The sequence below is a fragment of the Kitasatospora sp. NEAU-CNBT7 genome, from assembly GCF_057220535.1.
This window is the reverse complement of sequence record NZ_JBXQQB010000028.1, coordinates 108155-122726: the sequence shown is the minus strand read 5'-3', so window position 1 is coordinate 122726 and position 14572 is coordinate 108155. Positions and strand designations below refer to the sequence as shown.

Sequence of the window (14572 nt, the reverse complement as noted above, 5' to 3'; positions counted from 1 at the left end):
CACACGATCCCGGAGAAGGCCGACAGCCGGGCCGCCCGCCTGCGCAAAGGATCGCAAGGCGGACGGCCACCCGGCTTCGACGAGGACCGGTACAAGAAGCGCAACACCGTCGAGAGGGCCATCAACAGGCTGAAGAACTCCCGCGCCGTCGCGACCCGCTACGACAAGCGCGGCTACGTCTTCCTCGGCACCGTCACCGCGGCCGCCCTGGTCATCTGGCTGCGGGCTTGAAGCCCTCTCACAGGGCGAAGGGCCGGTACTCCAGCGCCTGATCGACGACCTCGACAGCTGTCAGCTCCCGTCCCGTGGGCCAGAAGATCAAGTCGCTTACGTAGCCGGTCGGACAGCCAAGGGCTTCACCCAATGCCTCCAGTACGCCGTACGTTTCGGCATCGTCGGCATAGTGCGCATCCATGATCTTCTGCACCAACGCAACGGCCGTTGCACGAGCCATCACCGTCACAGCCACCCCTTCCAGAAGAGGGTCAGCCTAGACAGTCACATGATCGACCGGACAGCTCCTAGCGGATGCCGGAGGGAGCCGCCGCTCGGCGCTGGGCTGGGCCGGGCTGGGCTGGGCCGGGCTGGGCTGGGCTGGGCTGGGCCGGGCTGGGCTCAGGCCATGGTGGCGAGGATCTCCTCGACCATCTCCATGGTGGTGCCGGGGTGCAGGAAGGCGAACCGGGCGACGGTCTCGCCGTCCCAGCCGGTCGGGGTGACGAAGCCGATCTGGTCCGCGAGCAGCTGCTGGGACCAGCGGTAGTAGTCGTCGTTGGTCCAGCCGGTGCGGCGGAAGCAGACCGCGGACAGCTGCGGGTCGTGCAGCAGTTCCAGGTGCTCGGTGTCGCGGATCACCTGGGCGGTGTCCCGGGCCAGCTGCAGGCCGGTCTCGATGGCGTCGGTGTACGCCTGGGTGCCGTGCACGGCCAGCGAGAACCAGAGCGGCAGGCCGCGGGCGCGCCGGGTGAGGTGGTAGGCGTAGTCGGTGGGGTTCCACTCGTCGCCCTCGGTGTGCAGGACGTCCAGGTAGGAGGCGTCCTGGGTGTGCACGGCGCGGGCCAGCTGCGGGTTGCGGTAGATCAGCGCGGCGCAGTCGAACGGGGCGAACAGCCACTTGTGCGGGTCCACCACGAACGAGTCGGCGTGCTCGATGCCGTTGTAGCGCTCGCGGACCGAGGGGGCGAACAGGCCGGCGCCGCCGTACGCGCCGTCGACGTGGAACCACAGGCCGAGCTCGCGGGTGACCTCGGACAGGCCCTGCAGGTCGTCGACGATGCCTTCGTTGGTGGTGCCGGCGGTGCCGACGACCGCGATCACGGTCTCCGGGTTCGGGTCGGCGGCGAGCGCGGCCCGCAGCGCCTCGCCGGTGAAGCGGCGGTCGACGGTCGGGACCTTGAAGGCCTCCACGCCGATGATGTTGAAGGTGTTCTTGACCGAGGAGTGCACCTGGTCGGCGACGGCGATCCGCAGCCGGGCCTCCGGGCCGACGCCAAGCCTGCGGCGGGCGGTGTCGCGGGCGACCACCAGGGCGGAGAGGTTGCCGGCCGAGCCGCCGGAGACGAAGGTGCCGCCGGCCGTCTCGGGCAGTCCGGCCCGGTCGGCGATCAGGCGCAGCACCTGGTTCTCGGCGGCGATGGCGCCGGCCGCCTCCAGCCAGGAGATGCCCTGCAGGGAGGCGCAGGAGACCACCATGTCGAAGAGCAGGGCGGCCTTGGTGGGGGCGCAGGGGATGAAGGAGAGGTAGCGCGGGCTGTCGGCGGAGATGACCGCTCTGGACAGCTCGTGGTCGTACAGCTTGAGCACGTCGGCGGGGGCGTTGCCGCGCTCGTTCAGCAGGCCGGCCAGCTGGCTGCGCAGGTGCTCGCCGTCGCCGGGGTGGTCGAGCGGCACGGGGTCGTACTGCAGCCGCTCGCGCATGTAGTCGAAGACCAGGTCGACCAGCTGGTTGTCGGGCTGGTGCATGCGGTCGGGGGCTGCGGACACCGGGGTCCCTCTCAGTCGTTCTCGGGGCTCGACGGGACGGTCCCGGAGCGGGTGATTCCGGTGGCGGGTGGGGGTTCTGGGGCGCACCGGACGCTCCTCAGCCTAGGCAGCAGAAACGTTCCGGCGCGCGTCGGAAGCGGGCTGGGCAGGCAGGATTCGAGCGTGTTCCCGCCACCGCACGCAGGATTCCTGCGCAGGCCGCGGCGAGGGCGGGCCGGGTCAGCCGATCAGCCGGGAGAGCACCACCGAGCTGCGGCTGCGCTGCACCCCGGGCTCCTTGCGGATCCGCTCGATCACGGCCTCCAGATGCCGGGTGTCCGCGGCCCGCAGGTGCACCAGTGCGTCCGGGTCGCCGGTGACCGTCCAGGCCGCGACCACCTCGGGGAACTGCCGCAGACTGGCCAGGATCTCCTCCGGCGCGGTGCGCTCGCGGCAGTAGACCTCGACGAAGGCCTCGGTCTGCCAGCCCAGCAGCGCGGGGTCGAGCACCACGGTGAACCCGCGCACCACGCCGCGGGCGCGCAGCCGGTCGATCCGGCGCCGGACGGCGGTGGCGGAGAGGTTGGCCAGCAGCCCGATCTCGGCGTACGAGGCGCGGCCGTCCCGGCTGAGGTGTTCCAGCAGGAGCCGGTCGGTCTCGTCCAGTGCCGCCCCGCCCTGGTCTGCCGGTCGGTGGGTGGTCATCGGTGCGGGCTCCACGGGTGGTGCGGGTGAGGGGCGGGGGCGTCCCGGTGGACGGTCCGCCGCCCCTATTCTGACCAGGACCGGGTCAGTCCACCAGCAGCACGATCTTGCCCCTGGTCCGGCCCTCGGCGTTGAGCGCCTGCGCGGAGGCCGCCTGGGCCAGCGGGAAGGTGGACGCGACCGGGACCCGCAGCTTCCCGGCGTCCGCCAGCGCGGCCAGCTCGGCCAGGCCCTCCGCGTCCGGGCGGACGAAGACGTAGTGGCCGCCGAGCGCGACCACGCCGTAGTCGACGACCGAGGCGAGCCGGGACGGGTCCGCCACCAGCTGGGCCGAGATCTCCACCGGCTCGCCGCCGCCGACCAGGTCGAGCGCCGCGTCGACGCCGTCCGGGGCGAGCGCGCGCAGCCGCTCCGCCAGCCCCTCCCCGTGGGCCACCGGTTCGGCGCCCAGGCTCCGCAGGAAGTCGTGGTTGCGCGGGCCCGCGGTACCGATCACCCGGGCGCCGATCGCGACCGCGAGCTGCACGGCGAGGCAGCCGACGCCGCCGGCCGCGCCGTGCACCAGCAGCAGCTCGCCGGGCTTCAGCGCGAGCGCCCCGACCAGGCTCTGCCGGGCGGTGAGGCCGGCCAGCGGCAGGCCCCCGGCCTGGGCCCAGTCCAGCGCGGCGGGCTTGCGGGCCAGGGTGCGCACCGGGGCGGAGACCAGTTCGGCGTAGGTACCGTGCTCCACGGCGTCCTTGCGGACGTAGCCGATCACCTCGTCGCCGGGGCGGAACTCGGTGACCGCGCCGCCGACCGCCTGCACCACCCCGGCCAGGTCCCAGCCCATGATCAGTGGGAAGTGCACGTCCATCAGCCCGTCCAGGCGCCCTTCGCGGATCTGCCAGTCGACCGGGTTGACCCCGGCCGCCTTGACCCGCACCAGTACCGAATCGGGCCCGACCTTGGGATCGGGCAGCTCGGTGTACTCGACGACGTCGGGGCCGCCGTAGGTCCTGATCGCGATTGCCTTCATGGCTCAAGCCAAGCGCGAGGCGGCCCGGATATCGATTCGGGCACGCCGGGAAGACACCGATCCGTCGGAGCGGTTCTCGTCACACTGACAGGTCGGCCATCGTCAGAGTGACGCTAACGGGTTATCATAGATAGTGTCAGATAGACGAGAAGGCTGGTTCGTTCGATCGGCCGCACAGGAGGGCACCCGCCCGTGACCACCACCACCGAGACCTACGGCGTCGACCCCACTCCGACGCCGCTCGCACTGCTGCTGCTCGGCCGGGAGGCCGACCCGAACAGCGAGCGCGGCGTCGAGTGCCCCGGCGACCTCCCGGCCGCCTCCGACCCGGACCTGGTCGAGCGCGCCCGCGCCGCCAAGGCGAAGCTGGGCGACCGCGTCTTCATCCTGGGCCACCACTACCAGCGGGACGAGGTCATCGAGTTCGCCGACGTCACCGGCGACTCCTTCAAGCTGGCCCGGGACGCGGCGGCCCGCCCGGAGGCCGAGTACATCGTCTTCTGCGGCGTGCACTTCATGGCCGAGTCGGCCGACATCCTCACCAGCAGCGCCCAGCAGGTCGTCCTGCCGGACCTGGCGGCCGGCTGCTCGATGGCCGACATGGCCACCGCCGAGCAGGTCGCCGAGTGCTGGGACGTGCTGACCGAGGCGGGCATCGCGGACGTCACCGTCCCGGTCTCGTACATGAACTCCTCGGCCGACATCAAGGCCTTCACCGGCAAGCACGGCGGCACCATCTGCACCTCCTCCAACGCCCAGCGGGCCCTGGAGTGGGCGTACGAGCAGGGCCAGAAGGTGCTCTTCCTGCCGGACCAGCACCTGGGCCGCAACACCGCGGTGCGCGACATGGGCTTCTCGCTCGACGACTGCGTGCTCTACAACCCGCACAAGCCGAACGGCGGGCTGACCACCGAGCAGCTGCGGGACGCCAAGATGATCCTGTGGCGCGGGCACTGCTCGGTGCACGGGCGCTTCTCGCTGGACTCGGTCAACGACGTGCGGGCCCGGATCCCCGGGGTCACCGTGCTGGTGCACCCGGAGTGCAAGCACGAGGTGGTCTCGGCCGCCGACATGGTCGGCTCGACCGAGTACATCATCAAGGCACTGGACGCGGCCGAGCCCGGCTCCAAGTGGGCCATCGGCACCGAGCTCAACCTGGTCCGCCGCCTCGCCAAGGCGCACCCGGACAAGGAGATCGTCTTCCTGGACCGGGCGGTCTGCTTCTGCTCGACCATGAACCGGATCGACCTGCCGCACCTGGTCTGGGCGCTGGAGTCGCTGGTCGAGGGCCGGGTGCCGAACGTGATCACGGTCGACCCGCAGACCGAGAAGTACGCCAAGGCCGCGCTGGACCGGATGCTGGCGCTCCCGTAGCGGACCCGGCCCACGGCAAGCAGGAACGTTTCCGCACATCCGTGCGGGCCCACCACCTGCGGACACGGAACGGGGCGGCACCCGGTGGGTGCCGCCCCGTTCCGTGTCACGGACTACTCCGGGAAGCCCGGGATCAGGCCGTCGCCCTCGTCCCGCAGCATCTCGCGGACCTCCTCGATGGTCGCCTCGGCGTCCGGGAGGATCAGCTCGGACGGCTCCAGCGAGTCGTCCGGCAGCGGGGTGCCGTACGACTTCACCGCGTCCAGCAGGTTGCCCAGAGCGGCCCGGAAGGCCGCCTCGTCACCCGCCTGCACCGCGGTGAGCAGCTCGTCGTCGAGCCGGTTGAGCTGGTTCAGGTGGCTCTCGCCGACCTGGAACTGCCCCTCACCCATGACCCTCATGATCATGCCGCGCGTCTCCTGGTCCGTGGAGGTCAGGTCACTTGTTGTAGTTGATGGTGGGCGGGGTGTCCTGCGGGGCACCGGTCTGCTTGCCCTGCTCGATCGCCTGCGGCGCCCCGCCCGGGGTGCCGCCGGTGAGCTCGGCCTTCATCCGGGCCAGCTCCAGCTCGACGTCGCTGCCGCCGGCCACCCGCTCCAGCTCGGCCTCGATGTCGTCCTTGCGGCCGAGACCGCTGGCGTCGTCGAGCGCGCCGGAGGCCAGCAGCTCGTCGATCGCACCGGCCCGGGCCTGCATCTGGGCCGTCTTGTCCTCGGCCCGCTGGATGGCGAGGCCGACGTCGCCCATCTCCTCGGAGATGCCGGAGAAGGACTCGGCGATCCGGGTCTGCGCCTGGGCCGCGGTGTAGGTGGCCTTGATGGTCTCCTTCTTGGTGCGGAAGGCGTCCACCTTGGCCTGCAGCCGCTGGGAGGCGAGCGTGAGCTTCTCCTCCTCGGCCTGCAGCTGCTGGTACTGCGTCTCCAGGTCGGTGATCTGGGACTGCAGGTTCGACTTGCGGGTCAGGGCCTCGCGGGCCAGGTCCTCGCGGCCGAGCGAGAGCGCCTTGCGGCCCTGGTCCTCGTACTTCGCGGACTGCTGCTGGAGCTGGGTGAGCTGGAGCTCCAGCCGCTTGCGCGAGGTGGCCACGTCGGCGACGCCCCTGCGCACCTTCTGCAGCAGTTCCAGCTGCTTCTGGTAGGAGTAGTCGAGCGTCTCGCGCGGGTCCTCCGCCCGGTCCAGGGCCTTGTTCGCCTTGGAGCGGAAGATCAGCCCCATACGCTTCATGATTCCGTCGCTCATGGGCCTCGAGTGCCCCCTTCTTCGGGCCTGCGGATTCGTCTCGTAACACGTCGAGTGTATTCGCAGCGAGGTCTTCGCCGCAGTGCACGAGCTGCAACAAGACTGCTACACCAGGGGCCCCGGCGGCATCGTCCCTGGGGTGGAGCCGACCCTGAGACCATGATCCACCGCAACCCGGACGCACCCCGGGGGACACGCCAGGTGATCGATACCGGTTTGGGTCCGACGGCCCTGGCCGAATCCACCCGGCCAGCACGTACGCTGGTCATGTGTTCCGACGCCGCTCAGATGACGCCTCCTCCGCCACCGCGCTGGCCGAGCAGGACGAGAAGACCCTGTCCCGTGACCCGCAGGCCCCCAAGGGCCGGCCGACGCCCAAGCGCAGCGAGGCCGAGGCCAACCGGCGGACCCGGGTGACCGTCCCCAAGGACCGGAAGGAGGCCCAGCGCCAGGCCCGCGACCGGATGCGCACCGAGCGCGAGAAGCAGCGCACCGCCCTGCTGGAGGGCGACGAGCGCTACCTCCCGGCCCGCGACAAGGGCCCGGTCCGGCGCTTCGCCCGGGACTTCATCGACTCCCGCTGGTCCGCCGCCGAGTTCTTCCTGCCCTACGCCGTCGTCGTGCTGGTGCTCAGCGTGATGAAGGTGCAGAGCCTCCAGGTGCTCTCCACGCTGCTCTTCATGGCGTTCTTCGTCGTGGTGATCCTGGACTTCCTGCGCCTGGGCCTCGGCCTGCGCAAGGCCCTGCGCGAGCGCTTCCCGAACGAGAACACCCGCGGTGTGGTCGCGTACGCCATGATGCGCACCCTGCAGATGCGCCGGCTGCGGCTGCCCAAGCCGCAGGTGAAGCGGGGCGAGCGGCCCTGACCGCGGAGCCGGTCCCGCCGCACCGGGTGTACGCGGTCGATCCGCAGCCGCCCGGGCTGTACGCGCTGCCCGGACAGGGCGGCGGCGGCCACGACCGGATCGCCCCGGCCGCGCAGCCGCCCCAGGCGCCCGCGCCGCACACCCACCTGCCGGCCCGCGGGGCGCCGCCGCTCGGCAGCGCCGCCGGGCACTGGCTGGAGCGGCACGGCGGACTGCGCAACCTGGTCCGGCAGGAGCTGGTGGCCCGGCAGCTCGCCGAGCAGCTGGCCGGCCGGACCGGACTGCGGGTGCTCGACGTCGGCTGCGGCCAGGGCACCCAGGCCCGGCGGCTGGCCCGCGCCGGGCACACCGTCACCGCGCTGGACCCCGACCCGGTCAACCTGGGGGTCGCCCAGGCCGCGCTCGCGGCCGAGTCCGAGGAGGTCCGCGCCCGGGTGCAGCTGCACACCGGGGACGGCCACCACTGCGGACGCTGGTTCGGCCCGCGCAGCTTCGACGTCGTGCTCTGCCACGACGTGCTGCGCAACCTCTCCGACCCGGACCCGATGCTGGCCTCGCTGGCCCGGGTCCTGGCCCCCGGCGGCGTGCTGTCGCTGCTGGTCCGCAACGCCGACGCGCTGGCCATGCGCCCCGGGCTGGCCGGGGACTGGCGGACCGCCCTGAACTCCTTCGACTCGGTGCGCTACACCGACCGGGTCGGCCTGTCCGCCCGCGCGGACCGCCTCGCCGACCTCTCGCTCACCCTCACCGAGATCTCGGTACCGCTGCGCGCCTGGTACGGCGTGCGGGTGTTCACCGACAACACCCCCGACCACGCCGCACCGGTGGACGGCCGGCAGCTCGCCCAGCTGATCGACGCCGAGGAGCGGGCCGGCCGGCAGGATCCGTACCGGCAGGTCGCGGCCCTGCTCCACGTCTTCGGCGGGAAGTAGCCCGCCCGGCGGGGCGGGCCCGGGCGGCTCAGCCCTCGTGCAGGCTCATGGTGTAGATCACCCGGTCGTCGTCGCGCAGCACCGCGCGGTCGGCCCCGCCCTCCAGCAGGTCCTTCCAGCTCTCGCCGATCCACGACTCCGCGTCGCCCTGGCTGGAGAACTCCTCCTCGGCGCCGGAGGCGGCCACCTGGGAGCCGTCCTCCTTCTCGAACCGCCACGTCCACACCATGCCGTGCTCCTCCCACCGTCCGACCGCTGTGTCGTACGGACAGTAGCGTGCCCGCCGTGATCGGTCCCATACCTCGTCAGGCCGCATCTGCGGCAGGATGGGGCGCATGCTGCTCCCCCGCACCCTGATCCTCGGCGGCGCCCGCTCCGGCAAGTCCACCCGGGCCGAGCAACTGCTCGGCGGGCAGCCGGACGTGCTGTACGTGGCGACCGGCGGCACCCGGGACGGCGACGCCGAGTGGGCGCAGCGGGTCGCGCTGCACCGCGAGCGCCGCCCGGCGAGCTGGCGCACCGCGGAGACCTGCGACCTGGAGACGGTGCTGGCGGACCGCGACGACCCGGCGCCGGTCCTGGTGGACTGTCTGGCGCTGTGGCTGACCTGGGTGATGGACGAGCACGACGCCTGGGACGACGGGCGCTGGGCGGCCGGCGGCGAGCGGGCCGTGCAGGAGCGCTGCACGGCGCTGGCCCGGGCCTGGCAGCACACCGGGCGTCAGGTGGTCGCGGTGAGCAACGAGGTGGGGATGGGGGTGGTGCCGGCCACCGCCGCCGGACGGCGTTTCCGGGACACCCTGGGCCGGCTGAACATGGCGGTGGCCGAGGCCTCCGAGCGGGTCCTGCTGGTGGTGGCGGGTCAGGTGCTGACCATCAAGCCTGCTGCCGCCTGAGCACGGCCGCCGTGTAGCCTTCCGGACGATGGACACCACCGTGGATCTCGATATGTTCTCCTCGCTCGTCGAGCGCCCCGACGAGAGCGCGCGGCGTGCCGCCGAGGAGCGCTGGCAGGCGTCGGCGAAGCCGCGTGGCGGCCTCGGGCAGCTCGAGGAGCTGGGCAGCTGGCTCGCCTCGGTCCAGGGCGGTGCGCCGACCCGGCCGCTGACCTCGGCCAAGGTGCTGCTGTTCGCGGGCGACCACGGCGTCGCCGCGCTCGGGGTCTCCCGGCTGGACGCCGCCGGCGGCACCGCCCGCCGGGTGCACGCCGTGCTGGACGGCACCGCGCCGGTCGCGGTGCTCGCCCGCCGGTACGGCGCCGGACTGCGGGTGGTCGACGTGGCGGTCGACGCCGACCCGGGCGAGTTCCCGGCCGAGGTGGTCCGGCACCGGGTGCGCCGCGGCTCCGGCCGGATCGACCTCGAGGACGCGGTCAGCGCCGAGGAGGCCGCCCGGGCCTTCCGGGCCGGCATCGCGATCGCCGACGAGGAGGCCGACGCCGGTACCGACCTGGTCGTCCTCGGCGACCTGGGGGTCGGCTCGACCACCGTGGCCGCGGTCCTGGTCGGCGCGCTGTGCGGCACCGACGCCGCCGCCGTGACCGGGCGCGGCTCGGGCATCGACGACCGGGTGTGGATGGTCAAGTGCGCCACCGTGCGCGACGCGCTGCGCCGGGCCCGCCCGGTGCTGGGCGACCAGCTGGCGCTGCTGGCCACCACCGGCGGCGCGGACTTCGCCGCGATCACCGGCTTCCTGCTGCAGGCCGCGGTGCGCCGACTGCCGGTGGTGCTGGACGGCGTGGTGTCGGCCGCCTGCGCGCTGGTGGCGCAGCGGATCGCGTTCCGGGCGCCGGAGTGGTGGCAGGCCGGGATGTCCACCGGTGAGCCGGCCCAGGCGAAGGCGTACGACCGGCTGACCCTGACGCCGGTGCAGGACCTGGGGGTCTCGATGGGCGAGGGGACCGGCGCGCTGCTGGCGCTGCCGCTGTTCCAGGCCGCCTCGGACACCCTGGCCGAGCCGTCCGCGGTGCCGGCCGCCGCCCCGCAGGAGCCGCGGCCGCCGGCGAAGCTGCCCTCGGCGGCGGAGCTGCTGGGCCGGGGTTAGTCCGCGGTGCGCGATGCTTGCCGCCCGGCGGGCCGGGCCGCGGGGGTGCCCTGATGGCCCTGGACGGACTGCGGTTCGCGTTCGGCACGCTGTCGGTGCTGCGGGTGCGGGTGGAGCGCTGGGACCGGGACGCCGCGGGGCGGGCGATGCTCGCGGCCCCGCTGGTCGGCCTGGTGCTGGGCGGGTTGGCGGCGGGCGCCGGTGCGCTGGTCGGCCTGCGGGCCGGCGGGCTGCTCGCGGCGGTGGCCGCGGTGGCGGTGCTCGCGGCGCTGACCCGGGGCCTGCACCTGGACGGTCTGGCGGACGTCGCGGACGGGCTGGGCAGCGGGAAGCCGGCCGAGGACGCGCTGCGCATCATGAAGCAGTCGGACATCGGCCCGTTCGGGGTACTGACGCTGCTGCTGGTGCTGCTGGCTCAGGTCTCGGCGCTGGCCGGGGCGTTCGCCGGATCGGCCGGGCAGGGTGCGCTCGCGGTGCTGACGGCGGCCGTGACGGCCCGCTGCGCGCTGGGCTGGGGCTGCCTGCGGCCGGTGCCGGCGGCCCGGCCCGGCGGGCTGGGCGCGATGGTGGCGGGGACCGTCCCGCCGGCCGGGGCGGCCGCGGTGTCGGCCGGGTGCGCGCTGCTGCTGGGACTCGCGGGGGCCGCCGAGGGCTGGTGGGCGCTGCGCTACCCGGCGGCGCTGGCGGCCGGGCTCGGCTGCGCGCTGCTGCTGCTGCGCCGCTGCGTACGGCGGTTCGGCGGGGTGACCGGGGACGTGCTGGGGGCACTGGCGGAGACCGCGGCGACCGGCGCGCTGGTGGCGCTGGCGCTGCTCTGAGGCATCCTCACCGCCCGGGGGCCGGGATCTGACAGGTACCGGATCAGGGATAGCGGCGGGTGCGACTGGGAAGGGATCTGACGGACCGGAGGCCGACGCCCGCTCAGCTGACACCGGATCAGCGACCGCGGACAGGCTTCGTCACTCACCGTGACGACCGGCCGGGCCCCGTACCGGGGGCGGCGTGATCTCGGCATGCGGACTACCATGCGGGGAGCAACCGTAGCCCTGCGCCCGTTTCCCCGCGGAACACGCCGGGGTTATGCCGGTACGGCACCGGTGCCGTAGCCGGCCGTGGACCGCGAAAGAACAGGACGCATTTACGTGACTGCACTGTCTGTGAGCACCTCCTCCGCCGCCTCGCTGCGCGCGGACGCCCTGGTGATCGGTGTCGCCAAGGGCCCCAAGGGCCTGGTCGTCGCCTCCGGCGCCGAGGCCGTCGTCGAGGCGTTCGAGGGCAAGCTGGCCGAGGTCCTCACCACCCTGGGTGCGACCGGCGCCGAGGGTGAGGCGGTCAAGCTCCCCGCCGCCGCGGGCCTGAAGGCCCCGCTGGTGCTGGCCGTCGGCCTCGGCGAGGCCGCCGAGGGCGCCTACGACGCCGACGCGCTGCGCCGGGCCGCCGGTGTCGCGGCGCGCACCCTGACCGGTGCCAAGAAGGCCGCGCTGCTGCTGCCGGCCGAGTCGGCCGAGGAGATCGAGGCCGTCGCGCTGGGCGGCCTGCTCGGCTCGTACAGCTTCGGAACCTACAAGGGCGCGGGCAGCGCCAAGGAGCCGGTCGGCGAGCTGCTCGTGCTGGCCGCCCGCAAGGGCAGCAAGGACGCCAAGGCCGCCGTCGAGCGCGCCACCGCGATCGGCGAGGAGATCAACCGCGCCCGCGACCTGGTCAACACCGCCCCGAACGACCTGCACCCGAAGGCCTTCGCCGCCATCGCCCAGGCCGCCGGCAAGGAGCACGGCCTCAAGGTCGAGGTGCTCGACGAGAAGGCGCTGGCCAAGGGCGGCTTCGGCGGCATCCTCGGCGTCGGCGTCGGCTCGGCCAACCCGCCCCGGCTGGTGAAGGTCGCCTACACCCACCCGAAGGCCAAGGCGACCCTCGCCTTCGTCGGCAAGGGCATCACCTACGACTCGGGCGGCATCTCGCTGAAGCCGGCCGGCCACAACGAGACCATGAAGTGCGACATGTCCGGCGCCGCCGCCGTGTTCGCCGCCGTGGTCGCCGCCAAGCGCCTGGGCCTGCAGGTCAACGTGACCGCGTGGCTGGCGCTGGCGGAGAACATGCCGTCCGGTTCCGCCACCCGCCCCGGCGACGTGCTGCGGATGTACGGCGGCAAGACCGTCGAGGTGCTGAACACCGACGCCGAGGGCCGGCTGGTGCTGGCCGACGCGATCGTGCGGGCCGGCGAGGAGAACCCGGACGTGATCGTCGACGTCGCCACCCTGACCGGCGCCATGGTGCTCGCCCTGGGCAACCGCACCTTCGGCGTGATGGCCAACGACGACGCCCTGCGCACCCGGCTGCACGAGACCGCACAGGCGGTCGGCGAGCCGTCCTGGCCGATGCCGCTCCCGGCCGACCTGCGCAAGGCCATGGTCGAGACCACCATCGCCGACCTGCAGAACATGGGCGAGCGGATGGGCGGCGGCCTGGTGGCCGGCCTGTTCCTGAAGGAGTTCGTGGCCGAGGGCATCGACTGGGCCCACCTCGACATCGCCGGCCCGGCCTTCCACGAGGGTGCGCCGTACGGCTACACCCCCAAGGGCGGCACCGGCAGCGCGATCCGCACCCTGGTGCGCTTCGCCGAGGACACCGCGGGCGCCTGACGCCCGGAAGGCAGGGGCCCGGCGCCGACCCGGCGCCGGGCCCCTGCGGCATTACCAGCCGGTAACGCCGCTGCGCAATCAGTGCACCTGTTCGCCTCCGGCGAAACTTTGTTCCGCACCGTGGAACCAGCCGCTCCCCCGGGCGGCCGCCCGGGTCCTTCGCCCCTGCCGCGGCACGCCTTTGAGCTGCGACAATGGCCACACGTACCGGGTACCGGGCAGCCCGCCGACGGCCTCATGGGCCCCGGCGGGGCAGCCCCCGACGTCAGCCGCGCTCAACAAGTGCAAAGATGTATTTCCGGCACGACTGGGCGCCTTACAAAGGCTTCCGACCCACCGGACCGCGACCGGCCCGGCGAACCGCACCCCTTGCATGGAGGACGTGACGTGGCGAACGACGCCAGCACCGTTTTCGACGTAGTCATTCTCGGAGGCGGAAGCGGCGGTTACGCCGCGGCGCTCCGCGCCGCCCAGCTGGGTCTGAGCGTCACCCTGATCGAGAAGGGTGAGCTCGGCGGCACCTGCCTGCACCGCGGCTGCATCCCGACCAAGGCCCTGCTGCACGCGGCCGAGATCGCCGACGAGACCAAGGAGGCCGCCGAGTTCGGCGTCCTGGCCACCTTCCAGGGCATCGACATCAACGGCGTCCACAAGTACAAGGACGACGTGGTCAGCGGCCTGTACAAGGGCCTGCAGGGCCTGGTCGCCTCGCGCAAGGTCAACTACATCACCGGCGAGGGCAGGCTCTCCTCGCAGACCTCGGTGGACGTGAACGGCCAGCGCATCGAGGGCCGCCACATCGTCCTCGCCACCGGCTCGGTGCCGAAGTCGCTGCCCGGCCTGAACATCGACGGCGACCGGATCATCTCCTCCGACCACGCCCTCAAGCTCGACCGGATCCCGAAGTCGGCCGTCATCCTCGGCGGCGGCGTGATCGGTGTCGAGTTCGCCTCCGTCTGGAAGTCCTTCGGCGTCGACGTCACCATCGTCGAGGCCCTGCCGCACCTGGTCCCGCTGGAGGACGAGAACTCCTCCAAGCTGCTGGAGCGCGCCTTCCGCAAGCGTGGCATCAAGTTCGAGCTCAAGGCCCGCTTCTCCGGCGTCGAGTACACCGCCGACGGCGTGCGCGTCTCCACCGAGAACGGCAAGCAGATCGACGCCGACCTGCTGCTCGTCGCGATCGGCCGCGGCCCGGTCTCGGCCGGCCTCGGCTACGAGGAGAACGGCGTCGCGATGGACCGCGGCTACGTCCTGGTCGACGAGTACATGCGCACCAACGTGCCGACCATCTCGGCCGTCGGCGACCTCGTCCCGACCCTGCAGCTCGCCCACGTCGGTTTCGCCGAGGGCATCCTGGTCGCCGAGCGCCTGGCCGGCCTCAAGGCCGTGCCGATCGACTACGACGGCGTGCCGCGGGTGACCTACTCCAACCCCGAGGTCGCCTCGGTGGGCATCTCGGAGGCCAAGGCCGTCGAGCTGTACGGCAAGGACAAGGTCGTCACGCTCAAGTACAACCTGGCCGGCAACGGCAAGAGCAAGATCCTGAAGACCGCCGGCGAGATCAAGCTCGTCCAGGTCAAGGACGGCGCCGTGGTCGGCGTCCACATGGTCGGCGCCCGCATGGGCGAGCAGGTCGGCGAAGCCCAGCTGATCTACAACTGGGAGGCGCTGCCGGCCGAGGTGGCCCAGCTCATCCACGCCCACCCGACCCAGTCCGAGGCCCTCGGCGAGGCGCACCTGGCGCTGGCCGGCAAGCCGCTGCACGCGCACGACTGATCGCGCCCAGCCACCCCCATT

14 protein-coding genes and 2 pseudogenes are annotated in these 14572 nt (G+C 72.8%); 9 read left to right on the top strand and 7 right to left on the bottom strand.

Going from position 1 to position 14572, the window contains the following annotated elements; all coding sequences use genetic code 11:
- Window positions 1–231 (top strand): annotated as a pseudogene (locus tag AC2TEW_RS29385) (IS5/IS1182 family transposase); the annotation flags it as partial.
- Window positions 232–238: 7 nt separating this feature from the next.
- Here AC2TEW_RS29385 and AC2TEW_RS29380 read toward each other — a convergent pair.
- From AC2TEW_RS29380 to AC2TEW_RS29365, 4 genes are all read right to left on the bottom strand, one after another.
- Window positions 239–454, bottom strand: coding sequence for a bacteriocin immunity protein (locus tag AC2TEW_RS29380; RefSeq protein ID WP_484626391.1), 216 nt, complete (start codon window positions 452–454; stop codon window positions 239–241).
- A 161-nt stretch (window positions 455–615) separates the two neighbouring features.
- Window positions 616–1983, bottom strand: a complete 1368-nt coding sequence (locus AC2TEW_RS29375; protein ID WP_484626386.1) for a pyridoxal phosphate-dependent decarboxylase family protein — start codon at window positions 1981–1983, stop codon at window positions 616–618.
- A gap of 219 nt (window positions 1984–2202) precedes the next feature.
- Window positions 2203–2667 (bottom strand): Lrp/AsnC family transcriptional regulator, encoded by a 465-nt coding sequence (locus AC2TEW_RS29370; RefSeq protein ID WP_051812956.1) that lies wholly within the window; start codon window positions 2665–2667, stop codon window positions 2203–2205.
- Between the two features lie 85 nt (window positions 2668–2752).
- Complete coding sequence (locus AC2TEW_RS29365) at window positions 2753–3682, bottom strand: NADP-dependent oxidoreductase (protein WP_484626385.1); 930 nt, start codon at window positions 3680–3682, stop codon at window positions 2753–2755.
- 192 nt (window positions 3683–3874) lie between these two features.
- Here AC2TEW_RS29365 and nadA point away from each other — a divergent pair, with 192 nt between their 5' ends.
- Window positions 3875–5056 (top strand): quinolinate synthase NadA, encoded by a 1182-nt coding sequence (gene nadA / locus AC2TEW_RS29360; protein ID WP_359885884.1) that lies wholly within the window; start codon window positions 3875–3877, stop codon window positions 5054–5056.
- 113 nt (window positions 5057–5169) lie between these two features.
- On the opposite strand, the gene pspAA is transcribed toward nadA, so the two are convergent.
- Entirely contained in the window at window positions 5170–5463 is a 294-nt protein-coding gene (gene pspAA, locus AC2TEW_RS29355) for a PspA-associated protein PspAA (RefSeq protein WP_484626384.1), read from the bottom strand.
- Window positions 5464–5494: 31 nt separating this feature from the next.
- Window positions 5495–6295: a PspA/IM30 family protein gene (locus AC2TEW_RS29350; RefSeq protein WP_082526702.1), complete on the bottom strand. Its 801-nt coding sequence runs from the start codon at window positions 6293–6295 to the stop codon at window positions 5495–5497.
- 269 nt (window positions 6296–6564) lie between these two features.
- On the opposite strand from AC2TEW_RS29350, the gene AC2TEW_RS29345 reads away from it, so the two are divergent.
- Together AC2TEW_RS29345 and AC2TEW_RS29340 are read left to right on the top strand one after the other, a co-directional pair.
- Window positions 6565–7161 carry a DUF3043 domain-containing protein gene (locus AC2TEW_RS29345; protein WP_033821741.1) on the top strand — a complete coding sequence of 199 codons (597 nt, stop codon included), beginning with the start codon at window positions 6565–6567 and terminating at the stop codon, window positions 7159–7161.
- 194 nt (window positions 7162–7355) lie between these two features.
- Window positions 7356–8093, top strand: a complete 738-nt coding sequence (locus AC2TEW_RS29340; RefSeq protein ID WP_484626390.1) for a methyltransferase domain-containing protein — start codon at window positions 7356–7358, stop codon at window positions 8091–8093.
- 28 nt (window positions 8094–8121) lie between these two features.
- Here AC2TEW_RS29340 and AC2TEW_RS29335 read toward each other — a convergent pair whose 3' ends face one another.
- The gene (locus AC2TEW_RS29335) at window positions 8122–8322 is read right to left on the bottom strand and encodes a hypothetical protein (protein WP_484626383.1); all 201 of its coding nucleotides are present in this window, start codon (window positions 8320–8322) and stop codon (window positions 8122–8124) included.
- A gap of 118 nt (window positions 8323–8440) precedes the next feature.
- Here AC2TEW_RS29335 and cobU point away from each other — a divergent pair.
- From cobU to lpdA, 5 genes and pseudogenes are all read left to right on the top strand, one after another.
- Window positions 8441–8989 (top strand): annotated as a pseudogene (cobU, locus tag AC2TEW_RS29330) (bifunctional adenosylcobinamide kinase/adenosylcobinamide-phosphate guanylyltransferase); the annotation flags it as partial.
- Between the two features lie 28 nt (window positions 8990–9017).
- Complete coding sequence (locus AC2TEW_RS29325; RefSeq protein ID WP_359885883.1) at window positions 9018–10136, top strand: nicotinate-nucleotide--dimethylbenzimidazole phosphoribosyltransferase; 1119 nt, start codon at window positions 9018–9020, stop codon at window positions 10134–10136.
- Window positions 10137–10189: 53 nt separating this feature from the next.
- Entirely contained in the window at window positions 10190–10954 is a 765-nt protein-coding gene (locus AC2TEW_RS29320; RefSeq protein WP_484626382.1) for an adenosylcobinamide-GDP ribazoletransferase, read from the top strand.
- A 324-nt stretch (window positions 10955–11278) separates the two neighbouring features.
- On the top strand, window positions 11279–12775 hold the full coding sequence (locus AC2TEW_RS29315; protein ID WP_484626381.1) for a leucyl aminopeptidase: 1497 nt from the start codon (window positions 11279–11281) through the stop codon (window positions 12773–12775).
- A gap of 387 nt (window positions 12776–13162) precedes the next feature.
- Entirely contained in the window at window positions 13163–14551 is a 1389-nt protein-coding gene (gene lpdA, locus AC2TEW_RS29310) for a dihydrolipoyl dehydrogenase (RefSeq protein ID WP_484626380.1), read from the top strand.
- Window positions 14552–14572 lie beyond the last annotated feature (21 nt).

Coding starts and splice junctions, on each gene's coding strand:
- AC2TEW_RS29380 (WP_484626391.1), bottom strand. CDS start 454: ATGGCTCGTGCAACGGCCGTTGCGTTGGTGCAGAAGATCATGGATGCG.
- AC2TEW_RS29370 (WP_051812956.1), bottom strand. CDS start 2,667: ATGACCACCCACCGACCGGCAGACCAGGGCGGGGCGGCACTGGACGAG.
- AC2TEW_RS29365 (WP_484626385.1), bottom strand. CDS start 3,682: ATGAAGGCAATCGCGATCAGGACCTACGGCGGCCCCGACGTCGTCGAG.
- pspAA (WP_484626384.1), bottom strand. CDS start 5,463: ATGATCATGAGGGTCATGGGTGAGGGGCAGTTCCAGGTCGGCGAGAGC.
- AC2TEW_RS29350 (WP_082526702.1), bottom strand. CDS start 6,295: ATGAGCGACGGAATCATGAAGCGTATGGGGCTGATCTTCCGCTCCAAG.
- AC2TEW_RS29335 (WP_484626383.1), bottom strand. CDS start 8,322: ATGGTGTGGACGTGGCGGTTCGAGAAGGAGGACGGCTCCCAGGTGGCC.
- AC2TEW_RS29325 (WP_359885883.1), top strand. CDS start 9,018: ATGGACACCACCGTGGATCTCGATATGTTCTCCTCGCTCGTCGAGCGC.
- AC2TEW_RS29320 (WP_484626382.1), top strand. CDS start 10,190: ATGGCCCTGGACGGACTGCGGTTCGCGTTCGGCACGCTGTCGGTGCTG.